The organism is Streptomyces sp. TLI_185, assembly GCF_003814765.1.
GTDB lineage: Bacteria > Actinomycetota > Actinomycetes > Streptomycetales > Streptomycetaceae > Streptomyces.
In genome coordinates, this window is record NZ_RKRB01000001.1 from 663,187 (window position 1) to 683,523 (window position 20,337).

The window sequence follows — 20,337 nt, forward strand, 5'->3', positions numbered from 1 at the left end:
CATGAAGACGCACAACGACGATGTCGACTGGGACCGTTGGCCGGTCGCGGACTACCTCGCGGAGAACTACCGCGACCTGCACCCCTCCGACGCGGCGGTCATCACCCACCACTCGGCGTTCTATCGCCGCTTCGCGCCGGGCTCCGTCCAGCGCTCGGTGGAGTTCGGGGCCGGACCCAACCTGTATCCCCTGATCCTCGCGGCCGCCGCGAGCCGCCGGATCGAGGCCGTCGATGCGAGTGCGGGCAACATCGACTACCTGGAGCGCCAGATCCAGTGCGGCCCGGACGCCAGCTGGCTGCCCTTCCACGCGCTGTGCCGACGCCTCAACCCCGACCTGCCGGCCACGCTGGCCGGGGCGCTCGCGCACGTCAACGTCGTCCACGCGGACGTCAGGGAGCTGGAGCCCGCCGGGTACGAACTGGCGTCCATGCACTTCGTCGCCGAGGGCGCCACCGAGGACTACGCGGAGTTCACGGACTTCTGCCGCGCCTTCGTCCGCTGCGTGGTCCCCGGCGGGCACCTGGTGGCCGCCTTCATGGAGAACATGCCCACCTACCGCATCGGCCCGGCGTCGCGCTGGCCGGGCTGCCCGGTGGACCCGGACATCGTCACCAGGGTGTTCACCCCCATGACCCGCGACCTGTCCGTCAGCCACATCGACACCGACCCGACCCTGCCGGACTACGGGGATTCGGGGATGGTGCTGCTCACGGCGGTGGCGCGTTAGCCGAGTTCCAGGGTCGTGACGCCGAAGACGCGGTGCTGGGCGTAGGGGCGGACCGGGCCCGTGTACATGCGGGCCGTCTCGAAGGAGGGGGTGAAGCCGGCCCGTTCGGCCAGGGCGATGCCCGGCGCGTTCGTCTCGGGAATGTCCACGGCGACCTCGCTTCCGGCCGCCTCGGCGGTCAGGGCGGTGAACAGGGCCTGCGCGTCCTCGGAGGTGTCGGCGAAGAGCGGGCCGATACGGAGCGAGTCGTGGCCGGGTCGGATCACCCCGTAGCCGGTGACGCGGCCGCCGGTGCGGCGGACGAGGGCGCGGTGTCCGGTGCCGGTGAGCCAGTGGGCCAGGAAGCGCGGGCGGTCGGCCGGGGAGCAGGCGCTGTCGTAGGCGGCGAGGTCGGCGAGATCGGTCTCCTGCACGGGGTGCACGCCGGCCGGGGTCTTTGCCGCGGGCGCGGTTCCGGTGAACCGGACAGTGCGGTGGGCGAGTTCGAAGCCGGAGCGGCGGTAGTTGTCCTGCTGGGCCACCACACCGTCGAGGCCGATGGTGCGGCTGCCCGCGTGGGCCAGCGCGGTCTTCCAGGTGGTGAGGCCGTGGCCGCGGCCGCGAAGGTCGGGCCGGACGAGGTAGCAGCCGAGGAAGGCGTAGTCGGGGCCGTAGTTGACCACGGAGATCGCCGACACCGGTTCGCCGTCGATCCGGCCGAGGAAGAAGCCGTCGGGGTCCTGCGCGAAGAACGCCGCTTCGTCGGCCGCTCCCGGGTTCCACCCTTCGTCCGCGGCCCATCCGCTGATCACCGGCCAGTCGTCGGGTCCGGCCTGGGTGACGACGAGGTCTTCGAGGGCAGCGGAGGTCATACGTGCGCTCCATTCCGTGGTGGTACGGCGGACAAACGGGGCGCGATGATCGACCGCGCCCCGCAGCATCCTTGCGGATCTTGCGGGGCGCGTCACGGTGGGTTTGAGCCGTTGCCGAGCGAGCTCAGCGCCCGGGCCCTGGGCGGAAGCGCCGACGGAGGGCGGCTCCACCCAGCACCAGCGCGGCACTCGCCACGGCGGCGGGCAGGGTCTGGTCGGTGCCGGTATGGGCGAGGGCGGCCGGCGCCTTGCGTGGGGCGGCGTGCTGGGCGGGCACCGACCGGGTATGTGCCTTGGGCGGGGCGGCCACAGGCTTCGGATCAACCTTCGCCGGGACCTTCGCAGGCTGCGGAGGCACCTCGGCCGGGACGGTTTGCTTCGGCTCCGGCTTGCTGCAGGAGCAGGCGTGACCGCCGGAGTCGTTCGTGGCCTCGTCTTCGGCGGCCTCATCGCCGGCGCCGACCACGTTCGCCGTGTTCCCGTCGGCATTCACCGGGAGGTGGACCGGGAGCTGGGCGGTGTCGCCGGAGAGCACGCCCGGCGAATCCTCGCTGCTGCCGTGGGCTGCGCCGTCGTCGGCTGCACGTTTGCCGGCCGCGCCCTTGTTGCTGCAGCTGCTGCCCGCGGCCGGGTTGAGGAGCCCCGCCACGTTCGCGGTGTTCCCGCACACGTTCGCCGGAACGTGGGCCGGGAGCTGGGCGGTGTTGCCGGAGGTCGCACCGGGCGAGCCGGCGGTCGCACCGTCCGCCCCGGCCACGGCGTACGCCGGAACCGTCAACGCCATCGCTCCCGAGGCAGCGGCGACGGCGATCACACCGTTTCGGGTAACCCTTCTCATAGGTTCCCTGCCTTCCAGACATGGCCGCGGGTACATACCCGAGCCGGAGAAGCGGGCACTCACCCGCACCGGATAAAACGCCCAGAAACCGTCCGAGTTATGGCTTATTCACCTTTCACCCCATCGAGTGGCGCGGTTGTCGAACCGGCAGCAAACCCGCCGTATCCGCAGCGAAGGAGCGGAGGGTAAGGCATCCCGCGCGGTCCCGCTCGCCCGGAGGCGCGCCCTGCGGCATCCGCTTATCGTGATCGAGGGCGCCGTTCTCCCGGTCCCCGGCGGGCGCCCCGGGAGGCATTGATGCTGGTCAAGCAATCAACGCGGCCCGCTGTCCGACGCTTCACCGTCACCGGAGCCGTAGGTCTGGCCCTGCTGGCCGCAGGGCTGCCCACGGCGGCCTCGGACGGCACCGGGCCCGACCTGTCGCGGTTCTACCGGCAGAAGATCACCTGGTCCGGGTGCAAGGGCGACGACATGCCCAAGGATCTTCAGTGCGCAAAGGTCACCGTCCCCCTCGACTACGCCAGGCCCAAGGCGGGCACGCTCGACCTGGCCCTCGCCCGTTACCGGGCGACGGGCAAGAAGCGGGGTTCGGTGCTGCTGAACTTCGGCGGCCCCGGCGCGGGGGGCGTCAGCGAACTCGCCTCCGGCGGCGACGATTTCATGGGCCTCACCAACGGCTACGACGTGGTGACCTTCGACCCGCGCGGTGTCGGAAGGTCCTCGCCGGTCAGCTGCGGCGACGGCGCCGAGGAGGCCGCAGCCGCGGCCGACGGGATCGCGGACAGCAAGAATCCGCGGGCCGTGCTGCGGCGGTTGGAGAAGGCGGCCACCGAGTGCGCGAAGCATTCGGGTCCGGTACTCCCCCACATCGGTACGGTGAACGCCTCACGCGACCTGGACGTGATGCGTGAGGCGCTCGGTGACAAGAAGCTCAACTACCTCGGTTTCTCCTACGGAACCCGGCTCGGCGCCGTGTACGCGGCCCAGTTCCCCAAGAAGGTGGGGCGGTTGGTCCTCGACGGAGTGGACACGCTGACCGAACCGATGTCCGAGCAGGGGGTGGCGGGCGCCGAGGGACAGCAGACGGCCCTGGACGACTTCATCACCTGGTGCACCAAGGACATCGCCTGTCCGTTCGGCCAGGATCCGCGCGATGCCCGGCAGCAGGTCGTCCAGCTCGTCGGCTCCCTCGACAAGGACCCGTTGCCGACGGACTTCGGCCAGGAGTTCACCGGGCAGGATCTCGTGGGTGCGATCGGCCAGGCGCTCTACAGCAAGGAGCTGTGGCCGTCGCTGGAGCGCGCTGTCGCGCAGCTGGTCGAGGACGGCGACGCACGCGGGGTGATGGGTTTCTCGTCCGGCGGGGCCGCACTTCCCTTCCGGCAGCACGCCGGCGCCGGCCTGGTCGACGAGAACGACGTCCCGCTCGACAATCTTCCGGCGGCGCTGATGGCGATCAACTGCGCGGACGATCCGGATCGCCCCGCCGCCGACCGGATCGTCAAGGATCTCGGCCGGCTGCGCGCCGAGTACGAGCAGGCCTCCCCGGTCTTCGGCCGCTACCGCCTCACCGAGCTGCTGATGTGCTACGGCCGCCCCAAGGGAACCGACTTCATCCGCGACAAGGTGCGCGACGTCCACACCCCGAAGATGCTGCTCGTCGGCACCCGCGGCGATCCGGCGACGCCGTACCGCTGGACCGTGGAGACGGCGAAGCGGCTGGGCTCCTCGGCCGTGGTGCTCGACAACAAGGGCGACGGCCACACCGGTTACGCGTCCTCCAAGTGCGTGCACGGCAAGGTCGACGACTTCCTGCTCTACGGCAGCCTGCCGCCGACCGGCAGCTCCTGCGGTCCGGAGGACGACGAGACCCCGGCCACCTGACGTGTCAGCCCTGCCAGAAGGCGAGCTGCTGCAGCGCCCCCGCCGTCCGCACGAACCCGTCGTCCCCGAGCAGCGCCCGCAGTTCCGCGCTCAGGCGGTCGACCTCCGGCTGCGCGGCACGCAGGGCAGCGGCGCCGGTCTCGGTCAACTCCAGCCTCACGGCCCGGTGTTCACGGGGGTGCGCCTGCTTGAGCAGGAGACCCGCCGCGGTGAGCCGTCCGACGAGTGCGGTGACGGCGGATTCCCGCAGGCCGAGGATGCGGGCCAGCTCCTGCTGGGTGAGCCCGGGCTGGTCCTGTATGGCGAACAGCGCGCCGAGCTGGGCGGTGGTGACGCCGGCGGCGGCCAGGCAGCGGCGGTCGACGGTGGTGCGCAGCTGGTGCGCCGCCCGCTGCAGCAGGAAGTAAAGGCGCTGATCAGGCTCGGACATGGGCCGATGTTGACAGACGGCGCCGGTCCGCGCCACCCTCACTTCACCAGTGAAGTGAGATGGAGAGGTGGGCAGGACGATGGATCTGGACCTGGCCCGTAAGGTCCTCGCCGAGCAGCCGTTCAGCAGACTGCTGGGCGCCCGGGTGACCGCGCTCGGGGACGGCGAGGCCACCCTCGAACTGGACATCCGCGAGGACCTGCTCCAGCAGTACGGCTTCGTGCACGGCGGGGTGCTCTCCTACGCGGCCGACAACACGCTCACGCTCGCCGCGGGGACCGTCGTGGGAACGGGACTGATCACGTCCGGGTTCACCATCGACTACCTGCGTCCGGCCACGGGCGAGATCCTGCGCGCGCACGGCCAGGTGGTGCGGGCCGGCCGCACCCGGGTGGTCACCCGCTGCGACCTGATCACGATCGACGCCGCCGGGGCGCAGACCCTGTGCGCGGTGGCGCAGGGGAACATCGCGGTGATCGAACCGAACGGCGAGAAGCGCTAGGCCGGAAGCCAGGTCAGAACTCGACGGGATCCCGCACGATCGGGCATGTCATGCAGTTGCCCGCCGCCCCGTCCGCGCCCCAGTTCCGCGCCCACGATGGTGATGACCTCGACGCCCGCCTTGCGCGGCAGTGTGTTGGTCTGGGTGTTGCGGTCGTAGGTGAAGACCACGCCGGGCTCCAGGGCGACCGCGTTGTTGCCGCTGTCCCACTGCTGGCGATGCGTACACGTCGCCGCCGGTCTCCACGATCCGCAGCTTCGGCAGTCCGAGCGCCTTGGCGACGACGTCGACGAAGGGTGTCTGGCCCTCGTCGGTGACGTCGAGGCCGGGTGCCTTGCCGCTGGGCCGCAGGGAGAAGGTGCGGACGGCGTTCATGATGACCGGGTACAGGGTCACCAGGTCGCGGTCCTCCTTGACCCCGCGGCTGATCAGCGCGAAGAACAGCCACAGGCCCATCGAGGAGAGCACCACCGCGAGCACCGTGCCGCCGTCGCCGAGCGCGGGCGCGATCGCTCCGATCGTCGACATGATCAGCACCCAGTACGTCACGTTGCCGACGCAGGCGCTCGCCCAGTAGCCGAACGCCGAGAAAAAGCCCAGGTATTCGCCGAAGCCCGCCTTGGCGTACGCATACACACCCGCGTCGAGGTCGGGCCTGCGGACCGCGAGCGTCTGGAAGACGAAGGCCGGCATCAGCATGCCGGTGCCGACGAAGGCCCAGGCGATGAGGGCACCGGCCACACCCGTCTCCTGCGCGAAGCGGCGCGGGAGGGAGAAGACGCCGGCTCCGACCATCGAGCCGACCACCATGGTGGTGAGCGTCGGGAGGGTGAGCCTGACGGCGTCCGGGGCCCGGGTTTCCTTCTCGACCTGCGTCATGAGACGTCCTGCGACGGTCGGGCATCGACATGGACCGGCGATACGGAGAGCGCCATCCGGCGACCTGAGCGAGTTCAGCAATGAATTGTGCCGATTGCCCGGCGTGGCTGTCCCTAATGCCCTCTGGGCGAAACGGCCCTATCGTGCTTGGTATGGAGCACGACCTGAGTCCCTCAACCCTCTCCGAGCTCCGGCGCCCGCGCGCCTATCCGGCCGTGTCGGTGCTGACGCCCACACACCGCCGGGAGCCCGAAAACGCCCAGGATCCGGTCCGGCTGCGCAATGTGGTGGCCGAGGCCAAGAAGCAACTGGAGTCCGATCCCGCGGTGACCCGCGAACGGCGCTCCGACGTGGTCCGTCAGCTCGACCAGGCTCTTCAGGAGGTGGATCTGGCGCATGCCGAGGACGGCCTGGTGATCTTCGCCGCTCCGGGTGAGCACCAGGTGTGGTCGCTCGGCCGTACGGTGCCGGAGCGCGTGGTGCTCTCGGACACCTTCCTGACCCGCAACCTCGTCTCCGCGCAGGCCGCCGAACGGCCGTTCTGGGTGCTGTCGGTCTCCTCCGACCGGGTCACCCTGTGGAGCGGCGGCACCGACCGCGTCACGGAGGACCGAACCGGCGGATTCCCCATGACCAGGCGTCCGGTGAACTTCGACGCCGAGCGGCAGGAGCGGATCGGCGACATGCCGAGCACCTTCCGCGACGAGGACACGCGCCACTTCCTGCGGGAGGCCGACGCCGCGATGGGCATGGTCCTGCGCGAGCAGCCGCGGCCGCTGTACGTCACGGGCGAGCAGGCGGCCCTGTCCGCCATGGACGAGGTCGGCAGCGTCACCAAGGAGGCGGTGCACGTGCCGCACGGCGGCCTCGCGCACGGCACCCCCGACGCCGTGTGGCAGGCGGTACGGCCGAAGGTCGCCGCCGAGGCCCGCAGAAGCACCGAGGCCGTGGCCCGGGAGCTCGAAACGGCCCGTGGGCGCAAGGCGTTCGCCGCCGGTGTCGACGAGGTCTGGCAGAGCGCCCGCGAGGGCCGCGTACGGCTGCTCGCGGTCGAGGAGAACTACCGCGTGACCGTGCGCGACATCCTCGGCGGCCATCTGATCCCGGCCGAGAGCGGCGACCTGGACTCCCGCGAGGACATCGTGGACGAGATCGTCGAACAGTGCCTGGAGACGGGCGCGGACGTCCGCTTCGTTCCGGACGGGATGCTGGGCGACGCCCACGGGATCGCGGGAATCCTGCGCTACTGAACCTCGCCCGCCTCGATGCGGGCCACCGCCGGCCGATTGGCCCGCGACCCGGGCACGGCACCGCTGGGAAACTGCGACCCCCTGGTGCCGTGCCCCGAGGAGATGTTCATGCAGGTCGCCGTGGTCACCTTTGACGGATTCAACGAGCTTGACAGTTTCATCGCCTCCGCGCTGATCAACCGGTGCCGCAAGGACGGTCTGGAGGCGTTCATCACGACGCCTACGCCGGTGGTCACTTCCATGAACGGCGTGGAGGTGACCGGGCAGCGCCCCATGGAGTTCGTGACCGAAGCCGACGTCGTGCTGATCGGCAGCGGGGTGAAGACGCGGGACGTGGTCGCCGACGACCGGCTGATCTCCCGGCTGCCGCTCGACCCCGCACGCCAGTTGATCGGTGCGCAGTGTTCGGGCGCGCTGGTGCTCGCCCGGCTCGGGCTGCTGCATTCCATGCCCGCCTGCACGGACAGGAAGAGCCGACCCTTTGTCGAAGCCTGCGGCGTCAGCGTGCTGGACGCGCCGTTCCATGCCGAGGGGAACGTCGCCACGGCGGGCGGCTGTCTGGCCTCGCAGTACCTCGCCACCTGGGTCATCACCCGCACTCTCGGGGAGGACGCCGCGCGCGACGTCCTCGACTACGTGGCCCCGGTCGGCGAGAACCGGCAGAGCGTCGAGCGCGCCCTGCACGCCGTCCGCGCGGGCGAGGCCGCACTGCGCTGACGCCCCGCGAACCGGCCCTCAGACGCTGCCGAACAGCGAGTTCAGCCCCTCCTCCACGGCCGCGCCGAGGTCCTCCTGGCCGGCCGCCACCACGGCATAGCTGCGCAGCAGGAACCGGCGCAGGGCGGCGGTGTCGAACTGGAGCAGGGCCAGGCCGTGGGGAGAGTGGAACTCCACGACCGTACGGGCCTGTCCGCACGGCCAGATGTGCACGTCACCGCTGCCGGCGGGAGCGCGCAGCCCCTCTTCCAGCAGGGCGCGGCCGAAGGTCCAGGTGACTCCCGTGCCGTCCAGGGAGACCTCGGGCGGGAAATCGACGTGCACGGCCAGCGGGTCCGTGGCGGCATAGCGCAACGTCGCGGGAACCGGGAGCTCTCGCTCGTCGGCGGTGATCAGACGTCCGCGGGCGGGCTGCTCGAGGGTGAGGTCCATGGTCGGTCTCCACTGCGGTCGGAGGTCGGCCGGATTACCGGTGTGCTTGTACGACCCCGCAGAAGCCGTTTGCATTACGTGGAAGCGCTTGCAGTTTTGTGTGACCTGCGTCACGTATCGAGACCTAGAACAAGTAGCCGTCGAACGCGCGACTGAACGCGCACCGGAAATTCTCAACAACCCTTCAAATCGCGTACGCTGCCTACGACTTGACCTGGCCCGCGACGTACACCATTGGCACCGCACGACCACTCCGTGAAGACTGTGGCATATGCCAGAAGCACCACCGTATCGTGTGTTGCCAAATCCCTTACGGGGCGTCGCGGGCTGTGCAACAGTCGTAACGGTCCTTCAAGTCGCCGGCCCCGGTCGTACCGTCCCCGCATCGGAGTGCGTCATGCCGTCCCACCTCTCTGCGGATCACCCAGCCGCCCAGCCGCCAGGACGCGGCTCGGTCGAGGCGCTGATATCGCAGACGCGGCAACTCAAGGGCGAGGTGGACGCCGTACGGCGGGACTCCCATGGCGACGGCTCGGACCCGCAGGAGCGGTGGCAGCGCGCGCTGTGCGAGCTGGCACTGCACCAACTCACCGACCTCGACACCCACTTGGGGCAGCTGCGGGACGGCCCGCCGCCCGTTCTCCCGGCCGCGGACACGGCGCACCTCGCCCGGGCCGTGCCCTCCGCACCCCGGCACGACTCGCTGCTCAGCCGGGTCGGCAGCGCCGAGTGGAACCTGCTGACGGACGAGGCGAGCTGGTCCGGCGAGCTCTACCAGATCCTGGGCCGCGACCCCGCCACCCCCGCACTCACCCTCGACGAACTGCCGTCCCTGGTACTGGACGAGGACCGCGCGAAGCTCACGGCGATGGTCACGGACTGCCTCGTCGACGCCAAGCCCATCGACGGCGAGTTCCGCATCGTGCGCCCGGACGACGTGGTGCGCACGGTGCACATGATGGGCGAGCCCGTGCTCGACACTGACGGCAGCACCGCCTCGATGTGGGCGGTGCTGCGGGACGTCAGCGAACTGCGCCGCAGCCAGAAGGTGGTGAGCGAGACCCGTGACTCGCTGCAGCGCCACCAGCACCGCGCGCAGACCGAGCGCCGGCTCGCGGTCGAGCTGCAGGAGGCCGTGCTGCCGCCGTGGCGTGGCTCCCTGCGGCTCCCGCAGCAACGGCCCGAGACACTGGATCTGGCGGCGCACCATCTGCCGTCGTCGACCAGTGCACTGATCGGCGGAGACTGGTACGACGCGCTCGAACTCCCCGACGGCCAGACCCTGCTCAGCGTCGGCGACCTCACCGGACACGGCGTGGCCGTCGCCTCGGGCATGGCGACGCTGCTGGGCGCCGTGCGCGGAATGGCGATGGCCGGCACCGAGCCCGGGCAACTGATGTCCTGGCTGAACCAGTTACTCGACGCCACCGCGCAACCCGCCCTCGGCACCGCCGTCTGCTGCCGCTACCGCCCCGAGACCCGCACGCTGACCTGGGCACAGGCAGCACACCCCGCCCCGCTGCTGTTCCGCAACGGGACGGGGCGCAGGCTGCACGCACCGAACGGCGTCCTGCTCGGAGCGACCTCACAGGTCTCCTACCAGCAGGCGGAAGAGACCCTCGAGCCGGGCGACGTGCTCCTGCTGCACACCGACGGGCTGGTGCCCGGGCGCAGGCGTACGGAGACCGTGACCGTGGAGCAACTCCTGGACCTGGCCCCCCGCTTCGGCGAGGCAGCGACCGCGCAGGACTGCGTACGGATGGTCGTGCAGGAGTACGGCGAGGCCGACCGCGAGAACGACGCGTGCCTGCTCGTCGCCAAGGTGAGGTGAACCGCCGCGGTGCCCTGGTGAGGTGAAGCAGCGACAGCTGCACGGGCCCCCTATGCCCGTGCGCTGTTGCCGCCCTTCGCCGTCCTGGGCAACGCGAGTTTGATCTCCTCCCGCAGCTCGTGGATCTTCGGGTAGCTGGAGTACTCGGCGGTGAGCCGGTACATCTGGCGCAGCCGGTCCCAGGTGCGGTGGGAGGAGTTGGATCCCATCGACATCAGGGCGAGGCGTGCATAGCGGTCGGCCTGTTCGGGGTCGTCTGCGATGAAGCAGGCCGACGCCATGGAGAGGAAGTCGAAGATCTTCGACCGCTGCCGTCCGTCGACGCGCAGGGCCAGCGCCTTCTCCGCGTAGTGCTGGGCGTGCACGGCCGCTCCCGGCTCGTGCTCGGCCAGGGTGCGGTAGGCCAGGGCCTGCATTCCGTACAGGTCCTCCTCCTTGAACATCTGCATCCAGCTCGGCGGCGGTACATCGCCCCGGTCGGAGACGAAGAGGTCCTCCGCCCGGCCGAGGGTGCGGCGCATCGCCTGGCCCTTGCCCATCGATGCCTGTGCCCAGGCCTCGATCGTGTAGAGCATCGCCCTGGTGCGCGGCAGCACCTCGTCACCTGAGCCGGACTGGGCGAGCTTCATCAGGTCCAGTGCGTCGTCGGGCCGGCCCAGGTGCACCATCTGGCGAGCCGCCCGGGAGAGTGCCTCTCCGGCGCGGGGCCGGTCGCCGCCCTCTCTGGCGGCGTGGGCGGCGATGACGAAGTACTTCTGGGCCGTGGGCTCCAGGCCGACGTCGTGCGACATCCAGCCCGCGAGGACGGCGAGGTTGGCGGCGACGCCCCACAGGCGTCGCTGGAGATGGTCGGGGTGACGGTAGGCGAGCATGCCGCCCACCTCGTTGAGCTGGCCCACGACTGCCTTGCGCTGCAGCCCGCCGCCGCGGGCAGCGTCCCAGGCCCGGAACACCTCGACCGAGCGCTCCAGTTCCTCGATCTCCTGCGACCCGATGGGGGCTGCCTCGTAGCGGTCGAACCCGGCGGGGTCGGCGTGCAGGGGATTGTCGAAGTCGGGTGCGTCGGCGGAGAGGGTGGGATCGGTGTGCAGCCAGTCGTACATGGCGCTGCTGAGTGCGGATCCTGCGGTGAGCGCGACACCCGCGCCCACCAAGCCGCGTCGGTTGAGCATGAGGTCCATTCCCGTGAATTCGGTGAGGACCGCCGCGGTCCGCTCGGGCGCCCACGGCACACCGTCGGGATGTTCCACACTCCCGGCGTCCTGCCGTTTCCCCGCACGCCCGTGCCGGACCAGACCGAGGTCCTCGATGGTCACGACACGGCCGAGACGCTCGGTGAACAGAGCCGCCAGCACCCGCGGCACCGGATCGCGCGGGATCTCTCCCATGTCGATCCAACGCCGTACCCGGGAGGTGTCGGTCGACAGCTGCGGGTGGCCCATGGCCGCCGCCTGCCGGTTGACCAGCCTCGCGAGTTCACCCTTGGACCAGCCGGCCAGGCCGAACAGGTCCGATAGGCGGGTGTTGGGTTGTCCGCTCACGTCAAGCCCCCAGGTTCTCGGCTGAGTTGACAGTAGCCCGGTGCAAGTTGCCGGGCGACTATTCGCCAGGGTTCGCCAGGGTTCGCCAGATGGTGTGCCACTGGGCATCGGGTGTCAGGTAGGAAAGCGCCACCCCGACCCGGTCGCCTTCTTGAACAAGGGATGCATTCCCCAGGGTGCATCCGAGGTGCCGGGCCGGGTAGCGCATTGTCGTCGCAGGCACACGAAGGGATCTGTTTCGCCCATGTACGCAGCATCGTCCTCCGTGTCCGCCCCGCCCCGGTCGCTGCATTCCCGCCCGGCGGGCAGCGGCCCCTACCTCGATCCCGCCGCGCGTCCGGCGGCTCCCGCGCTCGGCGCGGCCCGGACGCGGCGCGTGCCGGGTCTCGGCACCCAACCGCTCAGCGGGAGACTCGACTTGTCCGGCCCCCAGGGCGCCCAGCTGCGTACGGCGATCGCGTCGGTGCACCGGATCTGTCCCGAGTTCGCTCCGGTGCAGGTGCTGCGCCGCAGCGGCCGATCCGTGCTCCTGGTCGGCACGACCGGACGCAGTACGGCCGTCGCCAAGTGTTTACTGGACCACTCCCCCGCATGGGCCGAGCGGATCCGCCATGAAATAGCGGCATACCGCTCGTTCGTCCGGCACCGCCCGCCGGTGCGGGTGCCGAGGCTGATCGCGGCGGACCCGGACAACTGCACACTGGTCATCGAGCGGATGCCGGGACGGGTCGCGGCACTGCAGCGGCACCCGGCCGAGGCCCCGCCGCGCGCGGACATCAGGGCGGCCCTCGGCGCGATCTGCCGACTGAACGCGTGGCGGCCGCCGGCAGGCACCTTCGACGCCCCGCTCGACTACGCGGCCCGTATCTCCCGCTACCACGAACTGGGGCTGCTCACCGACCGCGACATGGGCGACCTGCAGAAGCTGCTGCACGGCATCGCGCACTCGGCGGGCCGGCAGGGCATGGGCCAGTTCTGCCACGGCGACGCACTGCTCTCGAACATCCTGCTCTCACCGGCCGGTCCAGTGCTGGTGGACTGGGAGCACGCGGGCTGGTACCTGCCGGGCTACGACCTGGCCACGCTGTGGTCGGTGCTCGGCGACGCGCCGGTGGCCCGCCGCCAGATCAGCCAGATCGCGCAGTCGGCGGGCCCGGCCTCGCGGGACGCGTTCCTGGTGAACCTGATGCTCGTACTGACCCGTGAGATCCGTACCTACGAAACAGCCGTGCAGCGTTCGATGCACGACACGACCCCGGCGGCACCGGGAGTGGCCCACCCGGGTGCTGCGCCGTCCGGCGAGGAACAGCGGCTGCTGCTCAGGCGGCTGCACGACGACTGCCAGCTGGCCCGACGGGCCGTACGCGCGGCGGTCGGCACTCGCTGACGGGGACGAAGGTCCGCGGTGCGCCCAGGACAGCGGCGTACCGCGGACCTTCGTATGTCCGGACCTGCTCGGCAGACCTTCTCGGCGAAGCCTTCGCGAGGGGCCATTGGTGTACGCCACTGACGCCCCGCAGGCCCGAACACCGCCGCCCGGAAACTCCTCCACGCTCGTGTTGACATGGGAAATCTCCTGCCTCTGGGCATGATTGACGGATCGTCGGCCAGCGGGTACCACTGACCCACCGCTCGGCCCTGCACGCCCCGCCACGCTCGTTCGTCCCAGGAGGCTGCATTGCGAGGATCTGCCACCGACCCCACGTCCGCACGCGGCCACAGACGCGCCCGCAGAACCGCCGGCGCCCTCGCCGCGGCGGCCCTGCTGCTGCCGCTGCTCGGCGCGGCCCCGTCCGACGCCCGGTCCGACGAGGACCGGCTCCAGCAGGCGTTCGCCTCTGCGTCCGCCAGGTATCACGTGCCGCAGAGCGTCCTGCTGGGCGTCTCGTATCTGCAGTCCCGCTGGGACGCGCACGGGGGCGCGCCGAGCGTGTCGGGCGGTTACGGCCCGATGCACCTCACCGATGCCCATACCGCGATCGCCCGCACCGCGCGCCTCAGCGACGGCACGGGGGACGCCCGCGGGGACACCGCCCGCGCCGCCCTGCACCCGGACACGAAGGTGCCGGAGAACTCCGAACTCCCGCCCCGGCTCAAGACGTTGCCGAAGGCGGCCGGCCTGACGGGGCTGAGCGCCGAGCGGCTCCGTACGGACCCAGGCGCCAATGTGGCGGGCGGTGCCGCGCTGCTGGCCGCCGAGCAGAAAGACCTGGGCGAGCCGCTCAGCGCGGACCCCGCGCAGTGGTACGGCGCGGTGGCCCGCTTCTCGGGCGCGGACGACTCGCGGACGGCGGCGGCGTATGCGAACGACGTGTACGAGGTGATGCGCACCGGCGAGCAGCGCACGACGGACGCCGGTCAGCACGTCGTCCTGACCGCCCAGCCGGACCTGGCGCCCGACACCGCGCAACTGGAGAAGTCCGGCCTGCGCACCGTCTCCGCCGACGGCACGGAATGCCCGAAGTCCGTGTCGTGCCAGTGGATCCCGGCGCCGTACGAGGAGTTCGGGAACAACGACTACGGCAACCACGACGTGGGCGACCGCCCGGCCTCGCAGGGCATCAGGTACCTCGTCATCCACGACACGGAGGGCACCTGGGACGGGGTCCTGAAGCTGGTCCAGGACCCCACCTACGTGTCGTGGAACTACACCCTGCGTTCCACGGACGGTCTCATCGCCCAGCACGTCAAGGCGAAGGACGTGGCCTGGCACGCGGGCAACTGGTACATCAACGCCAAGTCGATCGGCCTGGAGCACGAGGGCTTCCTCGCCGCGCCCGACGCCTGGTACACGGAGGCGATGTACCGCGCGTCGGCGCGCCTGGTGCGGTATCTCGCCGCGAAGTACCGCATCCCGCTGAACCGACAGCACATCCTCGGCCACGACAATGTGCCGGGCCCGACGACGTCGGCCATCCCGGGCATGCACACCGACCCCGGCCCGTTCTGGGACTGGCGGCATTACTTCGAGCTGCTGGGCCACCCCTTCCGCAAGACCGCCGGCCGCAGCGGCGGGCTGGTGACGATCCGGCCCGACTACGAGGCGAACCAGCCGGAGTACACGGGCTGTGTCACCAAGGACGAGCCCTGCGCGGCGCACGGCTCCAGCGAGGTGCGGCTGTACTCCGATCACGACGAGGACTCCGCCCTGATCAAGGACGTGGGTCTGCACAAGAACGCCGACTCGACGATCGACGTCAATGACGTGGGCTCGCGGGCGTCCACCGGCCAGCAGTTCGCCGTGGCCGGCCACTACCGCGACTGGACGGCGATCTGGTACCTCGGCCAGAAGGCATGGTTCAAGAACCCCAAGAAGCACCGGACCGCGGTGAACGCGTCGGGTTACGTGGTCACCCCCAAGCCGGGCCTGGACAGCGTCCCGGTGTACGGGCGGGCCTACCCGGAGGCCACGGCCTACCCGGCCGAGGTGCCCGCGCAGGCGGTCTCGCCGCTGCCGTACACGCTGCCGAAGGGACAGAAGTACGTGGTCGGCGACAAGGTGCCGGGCGAGTACTACTACGCGGTCACCTTCACCACCGACTCGCACCGGGTCGTGGTCGGCAAGGACCTGTACTACGAGATCCAGTTCGGACACCGGGTGGCGTTCGTACGGGCGGCGGACGTGCAGGTGGTGCGGTCCCGCCGGTAGTCGGTGTCAGCCCTGCTGGAACAGCTCCGCCGGGAGCGGCTTCAGCAGGGCGTACAGGTCGTCGGTGATGGGGCGGTCCCAGGCGGCGATGGTCACCAGGACGTTGTCACTGCGGTCGAACTGCACGCAGGAGATGCGGCTCTCGGAGAGCTTGAGGCGGCGCACGATCAGGAGATTGTCGCCCTGCATGACCGGCATGTCCTCGACTCCGACGACGCTGACCTCCTCGTCGTTCTCCAGCGCGATCAGCAGCTGGGCCACCTCGAAGGGGATCTCGTCCTCTGCGGTCTCGCGGGCCGGGGAACCCTCGGGCAGATTGCCGATGATCATCGCGGGGCCGCGGCCGCCGAACAGGTCGTAGCGCAGGAAGACGCCCTGACAGGTGCCGTCGGGGGCGGGCAGCAGGCCGGCGCCCAGATTGCCGGGCCAGTCGCCCGGGTCCATGGCCAGTACGTCGAAGTCGGGCCCGGCGGGGGTGGCGCTGCGGCGGCGGAGGAACGACATGTCGCCAATGGTACGTGGTGCCGTTCGGCGATGGGCGGGAGGTCGCGGGGGTTTCGAGGCCGTCGTGTGGGTGCGGGTTGTGGGGGCTGGTCGCGCCCCGCGGCGCAACCGCATATTGATATAGCCCCGCGCCCCTAAGGCGTTGCCCCTTGCGTCGGCTGTTCAGGACCCAGCGCTGCCCTCAAGCCCGTGCTCTCCGTGCCCATCTTTCGGTAGACCGCCGAGAGCAGGCGTACGACCGTCGGCTCGTCCAAGTGCAGTTCCTTTGCGATCTCTGCCTCGGTGCTGCCCTCGGCTGCAAGATTCGCGACAGTACGCTCTCGGGACGTCAGCATGTCCGTCTCGGTGCTGTGGAGGCGGCGGGGCCGGAGGCCGGCAGCGGCCAGTTCGTCTCGGGCTGTTTCGGCGAGGCCGTCGGCGCTGCACTGGACGGCGGCGTCAAGGCCTCGGTAGAGGTGTTCGGCGGCGTCTGTGGGGCGGCCGGTGCGGCGGAGTTCGGTGCCCAGGGCTACGAGCGCGCAGGCGAGTTCGTAGGCGGCCGGGGAGCGCTCCAGGTGGGCGACGGACTCCTCCAGGTATTTGATGCGGGCCGATCCCGAGGAGACGTCGGCGGCTGTCCGCAGGGCCTGGCCGATGGCGGACGGGGTGCCGAACTGGCGGGCGCGGGCGAGCGCTTCGAGGGCGGTGGCGACGGCGCGTTCGGGGGTGTCGTGGCTCTCGGCGCGGGCGAGGTGGAGCTGCCAGGGGCACCAGGCGGGGTTGCGCATGCCGCGCGGTTCCAGGCGGCGCCCGGCGGCGGCCAGCTCCTCGGCCGCCTCCTTGGTGCGGCCGCGGGCGAGCAGGAGTTCGCCGTGCACGGTCTGGGCGTCGGGGAAGACGACGGCGGCCGGGAAGGGTGCCCCGAAGGAGTAGTCCTCGGCGACCTGCGCGGCCTCGGTGACGCGGCCGCGGGCGAGGAGGACCTCGATGAGGATCCCCACGGCGTACCAGTGGGCGGGGGTGCCGGGGCCCACTCGCTCGGCGAGCCGGAGTCCCGCCATGACGAAGTCCTGGGCTTCGGAGAGCCGGCCGCGGCGGTAGCGGACGTAGGCGAGGAGCGTGTAGGCGAAGGAGAGGTGGGCGCCGCGCCAGCCCTGGCGTTCGAAGTCGGCGATGCCGGTCGCGAACAGCTCTTCCGTGCGCCCCGGCCGGTCCGCGTACATGAAGGCGAGCGCGACCAGGACGGGCACCTCGAAGCCGCGGTCGGGTTCGGCCCAGCCTAGACCGCCGGCCAGGGCGCGTTCGGCGTGGTGGAGGGCGACGTGGGCGGGTTCGCCGCGCAGGACCGCGTCCCAGGAGCGCAGACCGATGATGTAGCGCTCGGTGAGGTCGCGGCCGCTGAGGCGGTCGGCCAGTTTGGTGAGGCGGCGGGAGCGGGAGGGGTGGTCGGGTTCGTCGGCGCGGAAGGCGTCCCACATGAACTGTTCGGCGACCATGCGCAGCTTGACGCGGGCGTCGTCGGTGACGCGGATCTCGCGGGCGAGGGTGTCGGAGGCCTCGGCGAGGCGGTCGCTGTGGGCGAGGACCTGGGACAGCCGGTAGACGATGTGCTGGCGCAGGTGGGCGTCGGCGATGGGTTCCTCGAGGGCGGCCCGCAGATGGTTGACGGTGGTCGCGGGTTCGGTGAGCAGGGAGGCGGAGCCCAGTTCGTACAGGACGGCGGCGCGGTCGTCGTAGGGCGGGGGTTCACGCAGTGCGCGGGCGAGGTAGCTGCGGGCGGCGTCGGGGGCGCCGGCGCGGAGGGTCTCCTCGGCTGCGGCGCGCAGTTGCTGGACGACCCAGTTGTCGCCGTCGGGGTGGGTCTCCAGGAGGTGGCGGGCGGCTGCGGAGGGCCCCTGCCCCTCGTTGATCACGCACCAGGCGGCCTGGCCGTGCAGGGCGACGCGGACGCCGGGCGGGATGGCCCGGTAGACGGCGGTGGCGATCAACGGGTGGACGAACTCGAGGGTCTCGGCGCCGGTGAGGATGCGGGCGCCGCGCAGGGCGTCTGCGGCGTCGGCGGCCTCCTCGTGGCCGAGTCCCGCGACGGCGGCGGCGAGCAGCGGATGGATCTCGGTGCCGAGGACGGCACAGGCCCAGGCGAAGCGCACGGTGGAGGTGCCGAGGCGTTCGAGGCGGGCGATGAGGCCGCTGCCCTTGACGGCGGCGGCGAGGTCGCGCAGCAGATGGGCGCCGGTCTCGGTCGGGGTGAGGCCGCGGTCGCGCACCTTGGCGACGAGCTCGACCGTCTCGAACGGGCTGCCGGCGGTGACGGCCCAGCACTCGCGGCAGAACGCGTCGTCGGCGTGCGCACCGAGCGTCTCCCGTACGAGGCGGGCCACGGCGGCGGCGCTCAGCGGTTCCAGGTCGAGGGGGCGGCCGCCCGCGCGCCCCGGTAAACCCTTGAACGACTCGGCGTGGTCGGGGAGTTCGTCGGGCCGGTAGGCGACGACGACCAGCAGCGGCAGCTGTTCGGCGCGGGGCGCGAAAGCGGCGAGCCAGCCCAGGGATTCGGGGTCGGCCCAGTGGGCGTCGTCGAGGACGAGCACCATCGGGGCGCGCAGCACGGCGAGATGGGTGAGCACCCAGTCGAGGCCGTCGCGCAGGCCCTGCTGGTCGGGCGGCGCGCCGTCGGTGGGGGCGCACAGGCCGAGGGCGGGGCCGACGATGTCGTACCAACTGCCCAGCGAGGCCCGCAGATCGCTCTCCGCGGACCCGGCCAGTTGGGGCTGCAGCAGCTGGCGGGCGACATGGAAGGCGACGCGCTGCTCCTGGTCGCCGCCGCGGGCGGACAGCACGGTGCAGCCCCGGGTGGCGGCGCGCCGGCGGACCTCGGCGAGGAGGGTGGTCTTGCCGATGCCGGCACGCCCGGCGAAGGCGAGGAGTGCGCCGCGGGGGCGGTCGGACGGTTCGGCGCCGTCCGTGCGCAGCCCGGTGAGCTCTCCCAACGCCTCGTCCACTGCGGCGAGTTCACTCTCGCGTTCGAAGATGGTGCGGCTGCTCCGCACGCTGCGCTGCCCCATGGCGTACCCCCCGCCACGGTGGTGCGCCCGCGCGGGGAGCGGGCGCGCACCGTGACCTACAGGCACCTCAGCGTACGCCTCGCGGGGGTCGCGCGACCCGGACTGTGGATTACTGACCGAACCGCTTCAGGGGCTGTTCCGCCAGGCGGTGGCGTCCGCCCTGAACACCGGGGCATCTCCGTCCGTATCCCCCATAGAGGGTCTTCCATGGCAGACACGGACAAGCCCGACGGGTGGCGGGCGGACCCGGAAGGGGATGAGCCACATGGCACTCACCGCATGCAAGGTCCGTACGACGGGTACGGCACTCCGGGTCACGGCGTCGGTCTTCGCCGCCGCTCTCGTCCTGGCCGCCTGCTCCAGCGGGGGCGGGGGCGGTGGAGGCGGCTCGGCCTCCTCAGGCGCGAGCAAGGCCTCAGGGACGCGGGTGACGGTCACCGAGACCGAATACGGGCTCAAGCTGTCCCGGTCGTCGTTCACACCGGGCACCTACACCTTCGTCGCCGACAACAAGGGCAAGATCACGCACGCCCTGTCCGTCGACGGCCCCGGCGTGGAGGACGCCAAGACCAAGAACATCCAGGGCGGCCAGGAGGCGAACCTGACGGTCACCCTCAAGAAGGGCACGTACGACCTGTACTGCCCGATCCCCGGTCACAAGCAGCTCGGGATGAACAAGAACATCCAGGTCGGCTGAACCGTCAAGACCCCCGGACGGTCTTGTGCCGGTCGTGGTGGCGGGCGACGCGTGCGCGGTTGCCGCAGGAGGGCCTGCACCACTCCTGGCACGGGTGCTCCTTGAGGAAGTAGCGCCCGCAGCGCGGCGCGTAGCAGGCGCGCAGCCGCCGCCGGTCGGGGCCGGCGAGGAAGGCGATCGCGGCCTGCGCGAGGGTCGCGGTGAGGTCGTGCGCGCAGTCGGCCGCCTTTCTGTGGACGGCGGGTTCGGCGTCCTCGGGCCAGTGCAGCACGGGGACGGACTGGGTGCGGGCGGCCGCGGCGTTGAGGAGTGCGACGGCTTCGGATAAGGGCAGCAGGCGGGTGGCGTCGGCGCGGCTGGGCTCGGCGGGGCGTACGGCGTGGGCGAAGAGGGCGCGGACGGCCCCGAGCAGGTCGCGCACGGCGGTGAGGCTCGGCTGGTCGGCGACAAAGGCGGCGGCGTCCGGCACGGTCTCGGGGTGGCCGCAGCAGGCCCGCCAGGTCCGTGGAACCGTGGGGGCCGCGAGCCGCCGGGACAGTGCGGCCGACTTCCGCGCCGGGG

General features: G+C 71.2%; 17 protein-coding genes and 2 pseudogenes. 9 read left to right on the forward strand and 10 right to left on the reverse strand.

Annotated elements, in window-relative coordinates; translation table 11 throughout:
• Window position 1: 1 nt before the first annotated feature.
• The gene (locus EDD92_RS02990; RefSeq protein ID WP_123962856.1) at window positions 2-730 is read left to right on the forward strand and encodes a class I SAM-dependent methyltransferase; all 729 of its coding nucleotides are present in this window, start codon (window positions 2-4) and stop codon (window positions 728-730) included.
• Here EDD92_RS02990 and EDD92_RS02995 read toward each other — a convergent pair.
• Both EDD92_RS02995 and EDD92_RS03000 read right to left on the reverse strand, forming a co-directional pair.
• The gene (locus EDD92_RS02995) at window positions 727-1,581 is read right to left on the reverse strand and encodes a GNAT family N-acetyltransferase (protein ID WP_123962857.1); all 855 of its coding nucleotides are present in this window, start codon (window positions 1,579-1,581) and stop codon (window positions 727-729) included. The two genes, EDD92_RS02990 and EDD92_RS02995, sit on opposite strands and share 4 nt — an antisense overlap.
• A 124-nt stretch (window positions 1,582-1,705) precedes the next feature.
• Window positions 1,706-2,395, reverse strand: coding sequence for a chaplin family protein (locus tag EDD92_RS03000; protein ID WP_311736753.1), 690 nt, complete (start codon window positions 2,393-2,395; stop codon window positions 1,706-1,708).
• Between the two features lie 321 nt (window positions 2,396-2,716).
• Between EDD92_RS03000 and EDD92_RS03005 the strand changes: the two genes are divergently transcribed.
• Window positions 2,717-4,303 carry an alpha/beta hydrolase gene (locus tag EDD92_RS03005; protein ID WP_123962859.1) on the forward strand — a complete coding sequence of 529 codons (1,587 nt, stop codon included), beginning with the start codon at window positions 2,717-2,719 and terminating at the stop codon, window positions 4,301-4,303.
• Window positions 4,304-4,307: 4 nt separating this feature from the next.
• Here EDD92_RS03005 and EDD92_RS03010 read toward each other — a convergent pair whose 3' ends face one another.
• Complete coding sequence (locus tag EDD92_RS03010; protein ID WP_123962860.1) at window positions 4,308-4,733, reverse strand: MarR family winged helix-turn-helix transcriptional regulator; 426 nt, start codon at window positions 4,731-4,733, stop codon at window positions 4,308-4,310.
• A gap of 79 nt (window positions 4,734-4,812) precedes the next feature.
• Here EDD92_RS03010 and EDD92_RS03015 point away from each other — a divergent pair, with 79 nt between their 5' ends.
• Complete coding sequence (locus EDD92_RS03015) at window positions 4,813-5,235, forward strand: PaaI family thioesterase (protein WP_123962861.1); 423 nt, start codon at window positions 4,813-4,815, stop codon at window positions 5,233-5,235.
• Window positions 5,236-5,248: 13 nt separating this feature from the next.
• Here EDD92_RS03015 and EDD92_RS03020 read toward each other — a convergent pair.
• Both EDD92_RS03020 and EDD92_RS03025 read right to left on the reverse strand, forming a co-directional pair.
• Window positions 5,249-5,643 (reverse strand): annotated as a pseudogene (locus tag EDD92_RS03020) (arginine deiminase family protein); the annotation flags it as partial.
• A pseudogene (locus tag EDD92_RS03025) lies at window positions 5,644-6,114 on the reverse strand (amino acid permease); the annotation flags it as partial.
• A 152-nt stretch (window positions 6,115-6,266) separates the two neighbouring features.
• On the opposite strand from EDD92_RS03025, the gene EDD92_RS03030 reads away from it, so the two are divergent.
• The gene (locus EDD92_RS03030) at window positions 6,267-7,364 is read left to right on the forward strand and encodes a chemotaxis protein (RefSeq protein WP_123962862.1); all 1,098 of its coding nucleotides are present in this window, start codon (window positions 6,267-6,269) and stop codon (window positions 7,362-7,364) included.
• A 108-nt stretch (window positions 7,365-7,472) separates the two neighbouring features.
• Entirely contained in the window at window positions 7,473-8,081 is a 609-nt protein-coding gene (locus EDD92_RS03035; protein ID WP_123962863.1) for a DJ-1/PfpI family protein, read from the forward strand.
• 18 nt (window positions 8,082-8,099) lie between these two features.
• On the opposite strand, the gene EDD92_RS03040 is transcribed toward EDD92_RS03035, so the two are convergent.
• Window positions 8,100-8,513, reverse strand: a complete 414-nt coding sequence (locus EDD92_RS03040) for an SsgA family sporulation/cell division regulator (RefSeq protein ID WP_123962864.1) — start codon at window positions 8,511-8,513, stop codon at window positions 8,100-8,102.
• 397 nt (window positions 8,514-8,910) lie between these two features.
• Here EDD92_RS03040 and EDD92_RS03045 point away from each other — a divergent pair, with 397 nt between their 5' ends.
• Window positions 8,911-10,344, forward strand: a complete 1,434-nt coding sequence (locus EDD92_RS03045; RefSeq protein ID WP_123962865.1) for a PP2C family protein-serine/threonine phosphatase — start codon at window positions 8,911-8,913, stop codon at window positions 10,342-10,344.
• Between the two features lie 50 nt (window positions 10,345-10,394).
• Here EDD92_RS03045 and EDD92_RS03050 read toward each other — a convergent pair whose 3' ends face one another.
• Window positions 10,395-11,885 (reverse strand): hypothetical protein, encoded by a 1,491-nt coding sequence (locus EDD92_RS03050; protein ID WP_123962866.1) that lies wholly within the window; start codon window positions 11,883-11,885, stop codon window positions 10,395-10,397.
• A 244-nt stretch (window positions 11,886-12,129) separates the two neighbouring features.
• Here EDD92_RS03050 and EDD92_RS03055 point away from each other — a divergent pair, with 244 nt between their 5' ends.
• Both EDD92_RS03055 and EDD92_RS03060 read left to right on the forward strand, forming a co-directional pair.
• Entirely contained in the window at window positions 12,130-13,272 is a 1,143-nt protein-coding gene (locus EDD92_RS03055; protein WP_123962867.1) for an aminoglycoside phosphotransferase family protein, read from the forward strand.
• Window positions 13,273-13,563: 291 nt separating this feature from the next.
• The gene (locus EDD92_RS03060) at window positions 13,564-15,534 is read left to right on the forward strand and encodes an N-acetylmuramoyl-L-alanine amidase (protein WP_123962868.1); all 1,971 of its coding nucleotides are present in this window, start codon (window positions 13,564-13,566) and stop codon (window positions 15,532-15,534) included.
• Between the two features lie 6 nt (window positions 15,535-15,540).
• Here the strand turns inward: EDD92_RS03060 and EDD92_RS03065 are convergent, their stop codons facing one another.
• Both EDD92_RS03065 and EDD92_RS03070 read right to left on the reverse strand, forming a co-directional pair.
• On the reverse strand, window positions 15,541-16,038 hold the full coding sequence (locus EDD92_RS03065) for a hypothetical protein (protein ID WP_030927212.1): 498 nt from the start codon (window positions 16,036-16,038) through the stop codon (window positions 15,541-15,543).
• A 134-nt stretch (window positions 16,039-16,172) separates the two neighbouring features.
• Complete coding sequence (locus EDD92_RS03070) at window positions 16,173-19,079, reverse strand: AAA family ATPase (RefSeq protein WP_123962869.1); 2,907 nt, start codon at window positions 19,077-19,079, stop codon at window positions 16,173-16,175.
• A gap of 265 nt (window positions 19,080-19,344) precedes the next feature.
• Here EDD92_RS03070 and EDD92_RS03075 point away from each other — a divergent pair, with 265 nt between their 5' ends.
• Window positions 19,345-19,776 carry a plastocyanin/azurin family copper-binding protein gene (locus tag EDD92_RS03075; RefSeq protein ID WP_123962870.1) on the forward strand — a complete coding sequence of 144 codons (432 nt, stop codon included), beginning with the start codon at window positions 19,345-19,347 and terminating at the stop codon, window positions 19,774-19,776.
• Between the two features lie 4 nt (window positions 19,777-19,780).
• Here the strand turns inward: EDD92_RS03075 and EDD92_RS03080 are convergent, their stop codons facing one another.
• The gene (locus tag EDD92_RS03080; RefSeq protein ID WP_399185365.1) at window positions 19,781-20,314 is read right to left on the reverse strand and encodes a CGNR zinc finger domain-containing protein; all 534 of its coding nucleotides are present in this window, start codon (window positions 20,312-20,314) and stop codon (window positions 19,781-19,783) included.
• Window positions 20,315-20,337: the final 23 nt, after the last annotated feature.